Annotated in this window: 17 protein-coding genes and 4 tRNA genes; 14 read left to right on the forward strand and 7 right to left on the reverse strand. The window is 38.0% G+C overall.

From position 1 onward, the window contains the following. Positions 1 to 72: 72 nt before the first annotated feature. Genes AC27JP_RS09805 through rlmKL form a run of 4 tightly spaced genes read right to left on the reverse strand, consistent with a single transcriptional unit; the run spans position 73 to position 6134 of the window. Positions 73 to 1869 (reverse strand): DUF3466 family protein, encoded by a 1797-nt coding sequence (locus AC27JP_RS09805; protein ID WP_487114527.1) that lies wholly within the window; start codon positions 1867 to 1869, stop codon positions 73 to 75. Continuing rightward, entirely contained in the window at positions 1862 to 3769 is a 1908-nt protein-coding gene (uup, locus tag AC27JP_RS09810; RefSeq protein WP_487114529.1) for an ATP-binding cassette ATPase Uup, read from the reverse strand. Before uup ends, AC27JP_RS09805 begins: the two co-directional genes overlap by 8 nt. A gap of 3 nt (positions 3770 to 3772) precedes the next feature. Beyond that, the gene (locus AC27JP_RS09815) at positions 3773 to 4003 is read right to left on the reverse strand and encodes a glutaredoxin family protein (protein ID WP_487114531.1); all 231 of its coding nucleotides are present in this window, start codon (positions 4001 to 4003) and stop codon (positions 3773 to 3775) included. Position 4004: 1 nt separating this feature from the next. After that, positions 4005 to 6134, reverse strand: a complete 2130-nt coding sequence (gene rlmKL / locus AC27JP_RS09820) for a bifunctional 23S rRNA (guanine(2069)-N(7))-methyltransferase RlmK/23S rRNA (guanine(2445)-N(2))-methyltransferase RlmL (RefSeq protein ID WP_487114533.1) — start codon at positions 6132 to 6134, stop codon at positions 4005 to 4007. A 350-nt stretch (positions 6135 to 6484) separates the two neighbouring features. On the opposite strand from rlmKL, the gene AC27JP_RS09825 reads away from it, so the two are divergent. From AC27JP_RS09825 to AC27JP_RS09875, 11 genes are all read left to right on the forward strand, one after another. Then, positions 6485 to 6561: transfer RNA gene (locus AC27JP_RS09825), tRNA-Met, on the forward strand. Positions 6562 to 6752: 191 nt separating this feature from the next. After that, positions 6753 to 6829 (forward strand) — tRNA-Met (locus AC27JP_RS09830). A gap of 178 nt (positions 6830 to 7007) precedes the next feature. Continuing rightward, positions 7008 to 7084 (forward strand) — tRNA-Met (locus AC27JP_RS09835). Between the two features lie 191 nt (positions 7085 to 7275). Beyond that, positions 7276 to 7352, forward strand: a tRNA-Met gene (locus AC27JP_RS09840). 355 nt (positions 7353 to 7707) lie between these two features. Beyond that, complete coding sequence (gene moaC, locus AC27JP_RS09845; RefSeq protein ID WP_487114535.1) at positions 7708 to 8199, forward strand: cyclic pyranopterin monophosphate synthase MoaC; 492 nt, start codon at positions 7708 to 7710, stop codon at positions 8197 to 8199. A gap of 10 nt (positions 8200 to 8209) precedes the next feature. Beyond that, complete coding sequence (moaD, locus tag AC27JP_RS09850) at positions 8210 to 8458, forward strand: molybdopterin converting factor subunit 1 (RefSeq protein WP_487115191.1); 249 nt, start codon at positions 8210 to 8212, stop codon at positions 8456 to 8458. A 1-nt stretch (position 8459) separates the two neighbouring features. Next, positions 8460 to 8915: a molybdopterin synthase catalytic subunit MoaE gene (gene moaE, locus AC27JP_RS09855; protein ID WP_487114537.1), complete on the forward strand. Its 456-nt coding sequence runs from the start codon at positions 8460 to 8462 to the stop codon at positions 8913 to 8915. Positions 8916 to 8953: 38 nt separating this feature from the next. Beyond that, entirely contained in the window at positions 8954 to 9169 is a 216-nt protein-coding gene (locus AC27JP_RS09860; protein ID WP_487114539.1) for a DUF1653 domain-containing protein, read from the forward strand. A 164-nt stretch (positions 9170 to 9333) separates the two neighbouring features. After that, entirely contained in the window at positions 9334 to 9576 is a 243-nt protein-coding gene (locus AC27JP_RS09865; RefSeq protein ID WP_487114541.1) for a hypothetical protein, read from the forward strand. A 265-nt stretch (positions 9577 to 9841) separates the two neighbouring features. Continuing rightward, positions 9842 to 10417: a GNAT family N-acetyltransferase gene (locus tag AC27JP_RS09870; RefSeq protein WP_487114543.1), complete on the forward strand. Its 576-nt coding sequence runs from the start codon at positions 9842 to 9844 to the stop codon at positions 10415 to 10417. Between the two features lie 16 nt (positions 10418 to 10433). Beyond that, a complete protein-coding gene (locus tag AC27JP_RS09875; protein ID WP_487114545.1) occupies positions 10434 to 11342 on the forward strand; it encodes a tetratricopeptide repeat protein in 909 nt (302 codons plus the stop codon). Here AC27JP_RS09875 and AC27JP_RS09880 read toward each other — a convergent pair. Beyond that, positions 11339 to 12322: an NAD(P)H-quinone oxidoreductase gene (locus tag AC27JP_RS09880; RefSeq protein WP_487114547.1), complete on the reverse strand. Its 984-nt coding sequence runs from the start codon at positions 12320 to 12322 to the stop codon at positions 11339 to 11341. The genes AC27JP_RS09875 and AC27JP_RS09880 overlap by 4 nt on opposite strands. 96 nt (positions 12323 to 12418) lie before the next feature. Beyond that, positions 12419 to 12688 carry an acylphosphatase gene (locus tag AC27JP_RS09885; protein WP_487114549.1) on the reverse strand — a complete coding sequence of 90 codons (270 nt, stop codon included), beginning with the start codon at positions 12686 to 12688 and terminating at the stop codon, positions 12419 to 12421. A 156-nt stretch (positions 12689 to 12844) separates the two neighbouring features. Here AC27JP_RS09885 and AC27JP_RS09890 point away from each other — a divergent pair, with 156 nt between their 5' ends. The 3 genes from AC27JP_RS09890 to nhaD all read left to right on the forward strand — a co-directional run bounded on the left by AC27JP_RS09890 (position 12845) and on the right by nhaD (position 15851). Next, positions 12845 to 14035 carry a class I SAM-dependent methyltransferase gene (locus AC27JP_RS09890; protein WP_487114551.1) on the forward strand — a complete coding sequence of 397 codons (1191 nt, stop codon included), beginning with the start codon at positions 12845 to 12847 and terminating at the stop codon, positions 14033 to 14035. 229 nt (positions 14036 to 14264) lie between these two features. Continuing rightward, positions 14265 to 14513, forward strand: coding sequence for a hypothetical protein (locus tag AC27JP_RS09895; protein ID WP_487114553.1), 249 nt, complete (start codon positions 14265 to 14267; stop codon positions 14511 to 14513). Between the two features lie 93 nt (positions 14514 to 14606). Continuing rightward, a complete protein-coding gene (gene nhaD, locus AC27JP_RS09900; protein WP_487114555.1) occupies positions 14607 to 15851 on the forward strand; it encodes a sodium:proton antiporter NhaD in 1245 nt (414 codons plus the stop codon). Between the two features lie 286 nt (positions 15852 to 16137). Here the strand turns inward: nhaD and AC27JP_RS09905 are convergent, their stop codons facing one another. After that, positions 16138 to 16437, reverse strand: coding sequence for a PilZ domain-containing protein (locus AC27JP_RS09905; RefSeq protein WP_487114557.1), 300 nt, complete (start codon positions 16435 to 16437; stop codon positions 16138 to 16140). Positions 16438 to 16480: the final 43 nt, after the last annotated feature.

Raw genomic sequence — 16480 nt, forward strand, 5'->3', positions numbered from 1 at the left:
TAGCAAATTAATTCTCACACAAAAAAGCCAGCTATTTCGCTGGCTTTTTCAATAATTAATTAAGACTAAAGGTTAACTAAAACGGCGTCTTAATCCTGCAAACATTAACAGCATTAAACTTGTCAAACCGAAACCAGCCCCCTGCCTTTCGATTGTTTCTTCGACTTCACTACAATCTTCAATTTCACCATCAATCGGTTTTAATGTCACAGCACGAACAACATCTTCAGTCAGTTGCTCTCCTTTATCGTCAAGCATTAGCTCCCCCTTTGAATCACGACGAGGAACTTTTATTAAAGCGGTTGCTGAAATTTCATTAGCATCATTAATATCACGTGCTTCTATTACTGTGTAATTGCTCTCACATTCTAAAAAGTCATTTAAATCGCTAAAAACTTTACTGGTAATATCATAAACAAAGCCATGGGTGCGTCTGGGGTTAGAACCGTTGTTATCGTTATGAGTTTCCACCTCACCTTCACCAACAATCATACCATTTTCATTAATTGCCCTTGCCGTACTCGAACTACCGACAAAGAAATCATCTGGAAACACCATTTCCATGTTTTCAGCATTAGTATCAACATGATAAAACTTAGTTCTTTGATTACCATTTACGAATGTATTCACGTGACCAACAGCAATGCCAGCATCATTTATATCATAAGCGCGCGAGTCAAAAAACTCACTATGATCTTCAGTAAAGTCGGTTACTTCGCCATTTTTATACACCACCGCATACAAACTTCTTGACTCATTTTCGCTTGGTTCAGTTTCATTCTCATCCACCCAACCATGAGCAAAGCCAACAACAACGCCACTATTATTAACCGCTTGAGCAAAATTAACAAATTCACGATCATCATCTTCATGTGGCGTGACTAAGTGCCCTAAGGTTTCAGACGTAACAGTTCCCTGTTCATCAATAGTCCACTTTATGGCTTCTGTATTATAGACATCGGCAATGATACGTTGTACACAAACTTCAAAAGGCAAATCATCAAGCACGTCTGGGTCAGCACAGCCACCAGTATCATCGGTAATAAAATCAATGGCATTTTGATCAATACTAGTACTGCCATAGCCTACTGCAATATGAGACTCACTAATATCTAATATCGCCGACTCACCACCAAAACGCTGTTCTTCAGGCAAATCAGTCTCACTCGGAGGAATAATCTCAATAATACTGGCGCCGCCATCTGGAGAGAAAAAACCACGAGTAGTAAACTCACGGACCCAGTGAGTTACTTCTTCATCATCACTTTCAGTAAAGTCAAGCGGCAAATAGGGCGCAGAGGCATTACCGTATACCCAACCTTCATCAGTTATGCCACTAATAAACTCCTTAGTTGAACGAGTATAGGTATCTGTACCTGGAAATTGCGTATCAAAAACATTAAACAATTCCGTTTGACCAGTAAAATTTGTCATAGCAAAGACATCACCAACTTCTTGGTAGAGAGTATTACCGGCTCTGGCACTTAAAAAACGAATAGCCCAAGAAAGATCATTCGCCGTAGGGTTACCCGCCCTTAAAGCCGCTTCATCTTCTATATCATTTAATTCATGAACACCCTCAAAAGAATTATTTGCTAATGATACGATAGCGTCAAAATCATCTTCATCTAAATACTGAAACTGTACCGGAAAGTTATAAATGTCTGTCCCTGAAATAGCGGCTTCACCATTATTATTTTCTTGCTGTGAATAAGTATACTTTAATGAAGAGACATCACCTTTATCGATAACTTGGTATGTGGCAGCATTAACGGCGGATATTCCTAATGCACTAGTGATACCTAATGCTAAAATCGATTTTAAAAATTTGTTCATGTAACTACTAAACTCACTATCGTTATTATTCATCTAATTCTTGCCACCTAGCATAGGCAACTTCGAGTTTGGACTCAGTTTCAGCTAACTGGTTCAATATTTTATTGGTTAGCGCTTTTTCTTGGCTAAAAAAATCACCTTGATTCACTTGCTGTTGCAAGTCATCAATCAAGTTTTCAAGTGTATCTATTTGTTCAGGTAAGCTTTCTAATTCTCTCTTTTCATTAAAAGAAAGTTTCTTCTTACTAGCCGGTTCCGTTTTCACAGCGGCGGTTGCCACTTTTACTTTTTCTTCTTTTATTACTGGCTTTGCCATTGCTTCACGCTGTTTATCTTTATATACAACGTATTCGTCAACATCATCGTAACCGCCAACAATTTGTGTAATATGTCCTGTACCATCAAAATACAAACAACTACTGACACAATTATTAACAAAATCACGATCATGGCTGACTAAAATAACGGTTCCTGCATAATTTGCAACGACTTCTTCCAATAATTCTAAGGTTTCAATATCCAAATCATTGGTTGGTTCATCTAGTATTAAGAGGTTACTTGGCCGTAAAAACAATCTCGCTAGTAATAATCGGTTCTTCTCTCCACCCGATAAAGCACGCACCGGTGTTCTTGCCCGCTTAGGGCTAAAAAGAAAATCTTGCAGGTAACCCAACACATGGCGTGGTTTACCATTAACCATGACTTCTTGCTTACCTTCACCAACAATTTCTTGTACGGTTTTATTAACATCTAATGCATCACGGTGCTGGTCAAAATAGGCGACTTCTAAATTAACTCCTGAGCGCATTTTACCGCTAGTGGCTTCAAGTTTGCCCATGATCATTTTAATCAAAGTCGACTTACCCGTGCCGTTTGCGCCGATAAAGGCTAAGCGATCATTGCGAGTGATTAATAGGTCTAAACCTTTAATAATCACTTTATCTTCAAAAGCGATAGATACTTGCTCAGCTTCAAACACCAATTTACCAGAACGATCGCCTTGAGTAATGTTCATGGAACTTTGATTGCGCACTTCACGACGAGCTTGGCGTTCTTGTCTTAGCTTTTCAAGTGCTCTGACTCGACCTTCATTTCGGGTACGGCGCGCTTTTACACCTTGTCTGATCCACACTTCTTCTTCTGCCAGCTTCTTATCAAACAGGGCATTTTGCTGTGTTTCTACTTGTAAATCGTGCGCTTTTTGTTCGATATATAAATCATAATTACCCGGGTAACTTTTTAATATGCCACGGTCTAAATCCAGGATACGTGTCGAAACACCACGAATAAACGCCCTATCATGACTAATAAACAATATCGTACCGGCAAAATCTTTTAAGAATGATTCTAGCCACAACACACTTTTAATATCTAAATGGTTAGTTGGCTCATCTAGTAATAAAATATCTGGTGCAGTAACTAGTGCTTTAGCTAATGCCAACTTACGTAGCCAACCACCAGATAAATCACAAATGCTATCATCAGCATTTAAAGACAAGGTCGTCATCACTTGTTCGATACGCTGCTCATCTTGCCAGGCATCAGCAAGTTCAAGTTGTTCTTGAACAGCGGCTAATTTATTTAAGTTTGCTTCTGATGGGTCTTCGGTAACGTCATGAATAATCACATGATAACGTTTAATTAGGTCCGCATTTTTCTTAACACCTTGGGCAATATAATCAAAAACACTGATATTTGAAGACTCGGGAGGGTCTTGCTCTAACATCGCAACTTGCATAGTGCTAGATTTAAGTACTTGGCCATCATCTAAAACTTGCAAGCCCATTAAGACCTTCATTAAGGTAGACTTTCCTGCACCATTTCGGCCAACCAAACAAATTCGTTCACCTGTTTGTATACTTAAGTCCGCTTTATCTAAAACCTTATCTTCACCAAAGGCCAATTCACCCTGCGAAATACGAATTAATTCCATAAATTACAACAACTCCAAAACTTGTGCTTGTTCAAATGGCCAAAATAGCTTTTCTTGATCTGATAAACGTTCTAACACCGGGATGCTAATTCGGTACAATTCAAGCAACTTTTCGTCATCAATAATATCGACCACCTTAATATCTTCTGCTGGCATCAGCGCCAAACATAATGTCAATGCGTCCTCACACAAATGACAACCTTCTGTACCATATAAATTAAATTTCGCCGACATACTAACTAGCCTTACGGGTAAATAACCAACTATTGTGGATATGCTTATTGCGCTGAAAGTCCTTATCTCGGGTTTTTTCTGTCATTTCCTGCACATTTAGCCCTAATGCCGACATGGCGTCAAAATCCATTTTGAAGTTACGTTTGTTATTGGTAAATATTAATTCACCGCCCTCAGCTAAAGACTTCAAGCCATCAGTAATGAGGCTAACGTGGTCACGTTGAACATCAAAACTTTCGCCCATACGCTTTGAGTTTGAAAATGTAGGTGGGTCAATAAAAACAACATCAAATTTTTGCTCGTTATTTTTTAACCACTGCAAACAGTCGGCCTGAATAAACTGATATTTATGACCTGTTAAGTTGTTTAGTACAAAGTTATCTTGTGCCCAACTTAAATAGGTATTTGACATATCAACCGTTGTCACTGTGCTGGCACCATGCAATGCCGCTTGCAATGATACCGAGCCGGTATAAGCAAATAGATTCAATAATGATTTGTTTTTTGCTTTTTTAGCGACAATTTGCCGAGTTTTTCGATGATCTAAAAACAAACCAGTATCTAAATAATCCCAAAGGTTAACTTTAAGCTTTGCACCATATTCATCAACAACCATAGATTTTCTTGATTGTTCAACACGTTGATACTGATCTTTACCTTTTTGTTTGGCACGGGTTTTAATAATCACCTTATCTGTTGCAACATCAAGCACTTTCGGCGCGAAATAAACCACTTCTTGTAAACGCTTAGCAACTTTTTCAGGTTCTATTTTTGCCGGTGCAGCATACTCATGAATAACAAGGTGGTCGCCGTAAACATCAACGGCAACGTTATACTCAGGAATATCGGCATCATACAGGCGATAACATTGAACTTGCTCCTGCTTCAACCAACCTTTTAAGTTTTTCTTATTCTTTAATAGTCGATTAGCAAATGCTGAGTCTTTTTGTTCAAATTCAACATTAACATTACTGCTTGCCACTTGTTTTTCATCTAAATTATATAAAGCAAACTGACAATCTAAAGGACCATTTTTAAATTTATAGCGTTTAAAACTGACCATTTTCATCATGGCTAGCAATTCGACGTTTGCTGTTAGTACTGCCACACGCCAATTAACAAAGTGCGACTTAAACTTTTGTCCTAACAACGCGAAGGTTTCAACAAGCTCAGGTAGTTCACCAATTCGCTCACCATATGGCGGATTGAATAAAATTGTACCTTTAGGGCCGAAGGCATTTTTCATATCGTTGGCGCTTTTACATGAAAACTCGATAAAGCGCTGTATGCCAGCATTTTTAGCATTTTGTTGCGCCGTTTTTAACACTCTGCCGTCAAGGTCAATACCAAATACTTTGGTTTTCAGTTGCGTTAAACCAACATGAGATTGCTCAATTGCCAAAGATTTAGCCGCCTTCCATGCATCTTGTTGATGACCTAACCAATAATCAAAGCCCCATTGAGCTCTGTCTATCCCAGGAGCATAACCAGCAGCCATTAACACGGCTTCAATAACGACCGTGCCAGAACCACACATAGGATCAACTAAAGGCTTAGTCGTATCTTCCAACCAACCTGACCGAGTAATAATTGCCGCCGCTAAATGTTCTTTTAATGGCGCAGCACCCGTATTTTCTCGATAACCACGTTTAAATAAGCTACGTCCAGAAAAATCCAAATAAATAACAACTTTTTCTCTTAATAAACGTGCTTGAAAACTTACCTGCGGAGATGATTTATCAATTGACGGGCGGTCTTCGTTTAATTCACGAAAATGGTCAACAACGGCATCTTTAACGGTTAACGCGCCAAATTGGCTATTTCGAATTTCATCACTAGTACCAACAAAATCAATAGCAAAGGTTTTATCAACAGAAAAGGCTTCAGACCAAGCGATTGATTTTGCCGAGGCATACAATTCTTCTTTATTCTTTGCATCGCCCTCACCTAACTTTAGTAATACACGAGTTGCCAAGCGTAAATGAAGGCATATGTGATATGCATGCTCTATTGTAGAGTTGAAATAAACACCTTCAGGTTTTTGTACAACTTGCTCGGCTTTTAAATCTTTAAGTTCTTGTGCCAGTAATATTTCTATTCCCGGAGAGGTTAATGCTAAAAATTGCTGCATAACGGGTTTCCAATCTAATTTATGCCCGCGATTATAAACTAAAGACGTCCACTACTTATAGCCATTTTACAAATTTGCACAAACTAACAGCAAATAGCGAAAATTTAGTAAGTGTTTTATTAAAACAAGTTCAAATTGTGTGAATTACGAGTCATTCACGAACAAAAAAACAACAAGTAAAAAATAGATGACCTAAAAGCTAAAAATAATCTTAAAACCGGTTGCAAATTACCTTAGGTATCCTTATTATACGCCTCGCTTTCAGGGAAGCAGCTAAACGCTACTTTTAAAGCATTCTTAAGCTAGAATTAAACTAGTCTTGGCTTCCTAGTTTTACTAGGTCATTCGGACGCGGGATGGAGCAGCCTGGTAGCTCGTCGGGCTCATAACCCGAAGGTCGTCAGTTCAAATCTGGCTCCCGCAACCAACTCTTCTATAATATGAGAGATTAAATAAATATTATATTGGGCGTACGACCTGAGGTCGTCAGTTCACTCTCTTCGGAAATAGTGGCTCCCGCAACCAACTCTTTTCAATGTTAGAGTTTAAACAAACTTTTCTTTTAGAATGAAACAAAACTTCTAAGGCTTGTTTAAGTAATCACTTAAACCATTCGGACGCGGGATGGAGCAGCCTGGTAGCTCGTCGGGCTCATAACCCGAAGGTCGTCAGTTCAAATCTGGCTCCCGCAACCAACTCTTTCATAATATGAGAGATTAAATAAATATTATATTGGGCGTACGACATAAGGTCGTCAGTTCACTCTCTTCGGAAATAGTGGCTCCCGCAACCAACTTCGCTTAAGTATAAAAAGCAATTCTTAAGTTTGAATTAAAACAACTTGGCTTTCCTAGTTTTTCTAGGTCATTCGGACGCGGGATGGAGCAGCCTGGTAGCTCGTCGGGCTCATAACCCGAAGGTCGTCAGTTCAAATCTGGCTCCCGCAACCAACTCTTCTATAATATGAGAGATTAAATAAATATTATATTGGGCGTACGACCTGAGGTCGTCAGTTCACTCTCTTCGGAAATAGTGGCTCCCGCAACCAACTCTTTTCAATGTTAGAGTTTAAACAAACTTTTCTTTTAGAATGAAACAAAACTTCTAAGGCTTGTTTAAGTAATCACTTAAACCATTCGGACGCGGGATGGAGCAGCCTGGTAGCTCGTCGGGCTCATAACCCGAAGGTCGTCAGTTCAAATCTGGCTCCCGCAACCAACTTCACTTAAGTATAAAAAGTAGATCATCAGTTCACCCTCTACAAAATAGCGACTCCTGAAACCAATTATTCTACGATACCACTTTTCTACAATATTAAACCTCCATAAAGACTTTCATCATTTGTAAAACCGTACCCTTTTTAATTATTCTTATCTCAATATAAAGTTTTAGTGTAAATTCCAGCTCAAGCAGTAACGCAAACTCTACTCAGCACTCTATTCCCTCACATTGGAATATCTAAAGTAAATAACAAAATTTCTTAATATAAATCACAAAATACGCGCTGAGATAAGGTAATATAAAGCGATAATTTACATATAGCTGAATAGCTAACACTTTAGAGATTATTTTGATGAGCGAAGATTTTACTCATATTAATGCCGATGGTAATGCTCATATGGTTGACGTCACTGAAAAAAATGTTACTGAGCGTACGGCCATTGCACAAGCTTACATTGAAATGTCGGCTGAAACCTTAGCCATGATTATTGAAGGCAAACATCACAAAGGTGATGTTTTTGCCACCGCAAGAATTGCCGGCATTATGGCCGCAAAAAAAACCAGTGAACTTATTCCGCTTTGTCACCCTCTTATGTTGACCAAAATAGACCTTGATATTGTTGCACAACCCGAGCAAAACCGTGTCGAGATCACCGCACTTTGTAAACTTTCAGGTAAAACTGGTGTCGAAATGGAAGCATTGACGGCCGCTTCAACAGCCGCGTTAACCATTTACGACATGTGCAAAGCTGTACAAAAAGATATGGTAATAACTAATATTCACCTCTGTGAAAAACGCGGCGGAAAATCCGGCAACTACCTGCACCCAGGTACGACTAATTAAGGAGCCAATGATGATTAAAGTATTGTTTTTTGCTCGCTTACGCGAACAATTATCGACCGACAGCATACAAATTCATGCCAGTGATGAATTAACAACTGACAAAATTCGACAACAACTTGCCCAAACAAACGAATTATGGAGCAAAGTAATGAGCGCAGATAGCTTGCTTGTTGCCGTGAATCAGCAAGTTACTGATTGGTCACAGCAAGTTAACGAAGGCGATGAAGTAGCCTTTTTTCCACCAGTTACAGGCGGTTAATATGATAAAAGTACAACAAAACGATTTTGTTGTTGCGGATGAATATCAACACTTAGCAAACGACAATCAAGATGGCGCCGTTGTAACTTTTGTCGGTAAAGTTAGAGACTTTAACGAAGGTCAAGATGTACAAGGTTTATCACTAGAGCACTACCCTGGCATGACAGAAAAGGTACTAAGTGATATTGAAGCTAAAGCTCGCGAAAACTGGTCATTAAATAAAGTGACGATTATTCATCGTTTTGGTGATTTGCAGTTAGGTGAGCAGATTGTTTTTATTGGTGTAACGAGTCCACATCGTAAAGCGGCGTTTGCTGCCTGCGAATTTCTTATCGACTTTTTAAAAACCAAAGCGCCATTTTGGAAAAAAGAATTAACCAGTAGCGGTAGTGTTTGGTTAGATGCCAAAAGTAGTGATGATGATGCATCACAGCGATGGCAAGATGAGCTAAAGTAATAACGCCATTAATGACAATAAACACAAAGAGAAAATTCATGCTAAAAATCGGACGTTATCAACACTTCAAAGGTAACTTTTATCAAGTGCTAAACATAGCAACACATAGTGAAACCGAAGAAACCATGGTGGTTTATCAACCAGAATATGGTGAAAAAGCCATTTGGGTCAGGCCCCTTGCTATGTTTGATGAAACCATAGAAAGAAATGGCAAAGTCATTAAACGCTTTCAATATGTAGGTGATAACAGCTAATAACCACTATTTAGGGAATTACACTTAATTCCCTTGCTTAACTCCTTCTCTTCTTTCACCAAAAAATTTATTTCGTAGTAAAACTTTTTCCTCAAAATAACCGTCATTACTGTAATCAGGCAATTTAATTTATTCACACGAATAACTATTTTAGGAGAAACACTATGCTCAACAGAATTAATATTAAGTTAGTCGTTATGTTGATACTTGTAATAGCTCTGTTATTTCAATGTCATACTTATCAAAAAGATCGGCTAGAAACTCAACGTTTGCAAATTAAAGTTGCTAAGCTCCAAGCACAACTTGAACAGTCGGCGCTTGAACACCGTAAATTGCTGCAAGGACTTAAGCAGCTTGAAGAAAAAATGCAGCCCGAATACTATAATTTAGCTGATACGCCACATTAAAGTTAGGTAAATGTCTAATGAGGTATTTTATCTAGCTAAAATTTCACATAACTCTTTGCCAATCGCCTTTAAACTTACCGACTGTAAAAATAAACAATTTCTATTTGAAAATATTCAACTTTCCTAATGAAGTTGAATATTCAATGGTAAGTGACAATACCTTGCACGTACAAGTTAGTGGCACATTAGAAAAAACATTTACAATTCAATTATATCGTGTGCAAAATAAAACTTAGAAAAATCAATAGTGAAAAAGCACATGGCGATGAAAATACAATTAAATGAACAACATTTAGCTCCGGCATTATCAACAAAAAACATTTATCTTAGACCGGCAACAAAAGCAGATTACTCGGTTATAAAAGTTTATCGCCAAGATCCGGAAAATTGCCGCTATATACGCCCCCCAGAGAGTGATGAAGAAACGATTGCAATTGTTGAACAATTATCAAAGCCATGGCACCTCGCTTTAGGCCATTGGAATGGCTTAGTTATTTGTCTGCAAGAGGGTGACACTTTAGTTGGTGAAGTAGTTTTTCGTATCGAAGACTGGGATAACCAACGTGCTGAAATAGGTTATCGGCTTAGTAATAAAGCAGCTGGCAAAGGCATATGCACTGAAGCGGCAAAGTTACTCATTGATTACCTATTTAACGAGCTAGGCTTTTTTAAAGTTGTTGCTAAGTGCGATCCTCGAAATATATCTTCATATCGTGTGATGGAAAAATTAGGCTTTCAAAGAGAAGCCTTCTTTAAAGATCATTACCTCATTGCAGATGAATGGACAGATCAATATGATTATGGTTTATTAGCCAGCAGCTATTTAATAAATAAAACATAAAATTCAAGGAATAAGTATGCTAAAGGAAAGTGTCGTTACGCAGCTAAGGCCATTCAATTTACCCACTGTACTGCAATTTTCACGGCAGTTTTTCTTTTCAAAGAAATTATTACTCCTTCCTGTGCTATTTGCTGTTGGCTATTACAGCTATGGCATTGTTTATCAAAATCATGTTGTACAACAGCAAAGCCAAAAAATTATTGCTGCGCCTCAAATCAACGACATTTATTTTTTTGATTTCCGCATTATTAAAAAGAACCTTAGACCAAAAGAAAAATATCGCCTTGCAAAAGTGGTCGATATAACCGGAGGTATAGTCACGCTAGTTTATGGTAGCTTTTATTATCAGCACCAGCATGCCGCTATTAATAGCATTTATTATGGTCAATTAAGCTACAAAGATTATTTTGAAACTAAGCGCTTTGATTATAAACATAGCGAAATACAACAAAAGCTTACGTCCGGCGCTATTTACCAAGCTATGCGTCCAGTGCACGAAAAACTTCTAGGCCAAAGGGTTGGCCCTGAACCAAGACAGTTTCGTTCTAGTATTTTCATTCAGGGCCGAAGAGAAAACTTAAAAGGCCAGGCTTATTTAAAAGAGCTACACAGTGAAACAAACCTGCAACAGGCTTTTGAATTATTTACTAAATCTGCCAATTATGATTATGCTCAGGGGCAAGTGAACCTTGCCGAAATGTATATTAATGGTCAGTACGTCGAAAAAGACCTTAATAAAGCCCTATATTGGCTAAATTTAGCATCTTTACAAAGTAGCAAAAAAGCGATATTAAAATACGAGATTATTTGTAAACAAGTGCCTTCTTGTCAGATTTATGACTTCTTTGAAAACTTAATAGCATCAGGCGTCGATGTGAAAGTTCGACATTTAGAAACTAAATTAACTAGTAATAATAGAGCTTAAGAGCTTTCCAGAATTAAAATAATTTTACCAATATTTTCATTGTTCATCATGATTTGATGAGCTTTTTCTGCCTGGTGCCACGGGCTTTGTTGATAAATAACGGGGCCGATCGTCCCTTGCTCTAAGTATTGATAAAAATCGTTTTTAAAAGCCTTTATTAAATGGCTTTTATACTGATCTGTTCGGCTTCGTAAGGTTGTCGCCGTGATGTTAATGCGTTTTAGCAGCATTTTTGCCACATCAATACCTTCAGCATATCGCCCACCTAACATAGATAACATCACAATGTGGCCATCCAAGGCACAAACACTGATATTTTTATTAACATAATGCCCCGCCACCACGTCAACAATAACGTCATAACTCTGTTTTTGTTGTTTTGACCAAGCAACAAAATCAGTGACTTGATAATTTATCGCCTCATTAGCCCCAAGCGCTTTACATGCAGCAACTTTCTTTTCACTACCAACCGTAACCGTAACATGACAATTAAGGTGCTTTGCCAACTGAATAGCGGCACTGCCGACACCACTCGCGCCAGCATGAATCAGTACCTTAGACTTTTCTTTCAGTCCGGCAATTAGAAACAAACATTGATAAGCGGTTAAATAAGCTTCCGCGATAGCAGCGCCTTGTGCATAGGAAAACTGTTCAGGTAATTTAATCAGATGTGCCGTTTTTACTTTTACATACTCAGCATATGCACCGCCAGGTACAATGGCAAAGACCTTATCATCAAGAGCAAAGGCACCATCTAATGTTGATGCCTTACCGATGGCAACAATATCACCACAAGCTTCAATACCCAGTATTTCAGACTCTCCTTTCGGTGCAGGATACTTGCCTTGCTTTTGCAAGATATCCGCTCGATTAACACCTATGGCTCGAACTTTAATCAAGCATTCATCGCTGGCAATTTCTGGCACTTCAGTGTTAGAAAAAGACAGCGCTTGCTGTTCATCAATGGCTAAATACTTCAATTTACTTCCTGATAATACTTACTAGGTTAGTAATATTTTGCCTTATTTAACCTTTAATACCAATAGCGCTTACGTTTATCCATCAGTGTAAAGGTACTAGCTAATGGCAAAAAAATGATGTTCCTGCCAAGGGACTTGCTTAGCTTCAATATTGGCAACCTCTGCTTGCGGAGGACCATGGGCTAACCATTCCAGCATTTTGTCTATTTCATGTTCTTCACCGCACATTAATACTTCAACATCACCATCGGTTAAATTACGAGCATAGCCACTTAAACCATGGTCAATAGCAACTTGTTGACTAGAAGCCCGAAAATAAACTCCTTGTACTTTACCGCTTACATGCGCCATGTAACTTACATTCATAACTCTTCACCTTACCTTTAGCTACTTGCTATTATTTTTTGCTTTATTTCCTTATTTAACTAGTTAAATAAGAAATAGTTAACATAGAACGTTGCACGTGAGTAATGCATTGACTACACTCGCGCAATTATTATTGTTAATTATAAGTATAGGCATATGTCAGCAAGAATTTATTTAAAAGTTGCGCGTGAAAAATCACTGCGCCGAAAACATCCATGGATATTTTCTCAAGCTATCAATAAAATTAAAGGCAATCCATTACTTGGTGACACGGTCGATGTCTTTGACAATAAGGGCAACTGGCTAGCAAAAGGTGCTTATTCACCTGAATCTCAAATCAGAATTCGGGTCTGGAGTTTTGATATTGACGAAGAAATTGATGCCAATTTTTTTCGTAATAAATTGTTAAAAGCGCAAGTTCGCCGCGATTGGTTTATCGAAAAAGGCGGCTTAACAGGTTATCGTCTTATTGCCGGTGAATCTGACGGTTTACCAGGCATTACCATTGATAAATATGACAATTTTATTGTCTGCCAACTTCTTAGTGCCGGCGCAGACTTTCATCGTTATACACTTGTTGAATGTCTTAAAGAACTTTATCCGGGTTGCCATATTTATGAACGTTCAGATGTTGATGTTCGTAAAAAAGAAGGTTTAGAGCCCGTTACAGGTTGGTTAACCGAGCCTCAAGCGTCAACAGAATGTGTGATTGAAGAACATGGCATTAAAATTCATGTCGATGTTGCCCAAGGTCATAAAACCGGCTTTTATTTAGATCAACGAGAATCACGCCTTGCCGCTGGAAAATATGCTCAAAACAAAAGTGTCTTAAATTGTTTTTCATATACCGGTACTTTTTCACTGCATTGTGCCGCCAATGGCGCGAAAGAAGTGATTAACGTTGACGTGTCAGATACGGCATTAGCACTTGCTAAACAAAACGTTGAGCTTAACAATTTAGCCGATAAAAATGTTTCCTTCATAAAAGCGGATGTTTTTAAATTGCTACGCCAATATCGAGATGAGAAACGCAGCTTTGATATGATCATTCTCGACCCACCTAAATTTGTCGAATCAAAAGCGCAATTAACTGGTGCCTGTCGAGGCTACAAAGATATCAACATGCTAGCAATGCAACTGCTCAAGCCTAACGGTACGCTATTAACCTTTTCGTGTTCAGGTTTAATGGAAGCGAGTTTATTTCAAAAAGTAGTGGCTGATGCCGCACTAGATGCCAAAAGAAACGTTTATTTTGTTGATCGACTGCATCAAGCGGCGGATCATCCAGTATCATCAAATTACCCTGAAGGATACTACCTAAAAGGGTTAGTTTGCCAAGTAGAATAAACTAAACATAATTTAGCTAGAGTCATAGGCTCTAGCTAAACTTGCAATGCATAAGGCTAAGAAAATCCCCTATCATTTGATTCATTATAAGTTTCTTTGAAAATCAACTGTTCGCAAGCCTAATATCGAATATAATAAGCTATCGCACTTATATTCGCCTATTATGAATCAACAAAGCCGCTCAATAACATGCAATCAAGCTCTGAAGTGTTTGTTAGGCACGCTTTTCTTGATCATATGGCTACTAAGTTCAAGTTATTCTCTTGTCCATGCCCAAGAGCATGCGTTACTTGAAGAAGATAATTGCCATATCTGCTTTATCACTGAAAACTCTTCCTCTGAAATAACTGCCCATCAACCACTATTAATTACCCTAGAACCAATCAATTCAAATATTGATGCAAAAACAATTACCATTTTCTATATTAGCCACAGTTTTCTCAATAGCCGTGACCCACCTGTAATACTGTTTATTTAATCGTTTTAAATTCTCTTACATCAGACAGACCATATTGATACTGCCTCGATAGGTTTTGTCATATCAAAAACAATTTACAGGTAAAGAAAAATCATGATCAGCTCAGTTATTCTCATCTTGGTTATTATTAGTTTTATAATGATCATTACCGAAGATTTAATTCATATTAATAAAGCTAAAACCACTTTATTTTTTGGTACTTTATGTTGGATATTAGCCTTTATATTTCCTATCAATAGTAACAACAGTGTACAAACCAACCATCAACTAAATGAAAACTTATTAGAAATAGCAACATTATGGCTATTTTTAATGTCTGCGATGACCTTTGTCGCTTATTTAAATAGTAAGGGATTTATCTCGGCATTAGTGCAACGCATTTTACCCAAAAGCATTTCAGAAAGAGGGTTAATGTTCGTTATCGCCATCTTTGCATTTGTTTTTTCTTCTTTTGCAGATAACGTGACAGCCACCTTGGTTGCTATTACCGTGATAATGAATTTGCAATTTGAGGTAAAGAAACGCTTAAAGTACGCGACGCTGATTATTTTTGCAGTCAACAGCGGCGGCGTTTCGTTAATCACAGGTGATGTCACCACCTTAATGATTTTCCTTGAAAATAAAGTCACCATCGCTAACTTACTGATACTGATAGTGCCATCATTTATCGGCGTAATTGTATTAGCAGGCTTATTATCATTAAAACTTTCGGGAACCGTTCGTTTACCACAAACACCTTTAAAGATTGCAAAAGGTGACGTAATTATTGCCAGTATATTCTTGCTAACAATAACAACAACTTTATTACTGAACGTTTATTATCAAATCCCGCCAGTGTTAAGTTTTCTGTTTGGTCTATCAGTGATGTTTTTAGTTGCCAACAAATTGCCAAATAAAAATAACCAAGACGTAATGCATTACATTCGTGAAGTAGAATATGACGCCTTATTATTCTTTTTAGGGGTATTGCTGCTGGTGGGTATTTTAAAAGAAACTGGCGTGCTTAATGGTTTCACTAAGCTTTACCAAGTTTTACCAGCGATACAGGTTAATTACATCGTCGGCTTTATGTCGTCAGTGATCGACAATGTACCATTAACCGCCGCATTATTAAAAGCGAACGTTAACATGGAAGTAACTGAATGGTTGCTGCTAACTTACGCAACGGGTGTTGGTGGTTCTATTTTAGTGATAGGCTCTGCTGCAGGCATTATCGCCATGAGTAAACTTAAAGAGCTGAGTTTTATTAGCTATTTTCGCAATATTGGCTACTTAGCCATAGCGTATACGGTTGGTTATATCGGTGTGTATTTTGCCGCGAACTGGGCGCTTACCTAAACGGCTTATAAATATGAGATGAAACACACTTAGCAATTAGACCCTGTAGCAAAACTTTTCTCACAGGGTCTTCGCTAGGGGCTGTTGATCTTTGTTTATTAATTCAGCTGAGAGTTAAAATTGTCTTAGTTAAGGCGAAAATGGTGCAATTTAGTTATCTAAATCAGTCATTTTCAACGCAAAGTAAGGCAATTTTAGACTCAGCCCTTTGGGCAATGACTATTGCTGAAAATATAAACAAAAATCAACAGCCCCTAATAATTTTCGTATTAAAATTAATTTATTATCAATCAATTTCCGTAATGTTAACACCTATCAGGTAACAGTCTGTACCTTCTTCAGTCACCCTGACCACTTTTCCTTTAGCATCTAATGGCTGAACCGCACTGTTAGCAGATTCAACACTGATACGTACCGCAGTATTAATTTCAAGTGGATGTGGCATTTCAATGGCAATACCCGTTGCACTTAAATCACGACAAGTGGCAGATATTTTACTGTTAGCTTCATCATCAATAATGGTCACGGTTACTTCACTGTTTAACATCATCCGATAAAAGTTACGTTTATCATCGTAATTAACCATTACTACTCCAATATATTTTTATAGTTAGTGCTTTTATTTATAC

Source organism: Colwellia sp. SU-HH01172, assembly GCF_057553355.1.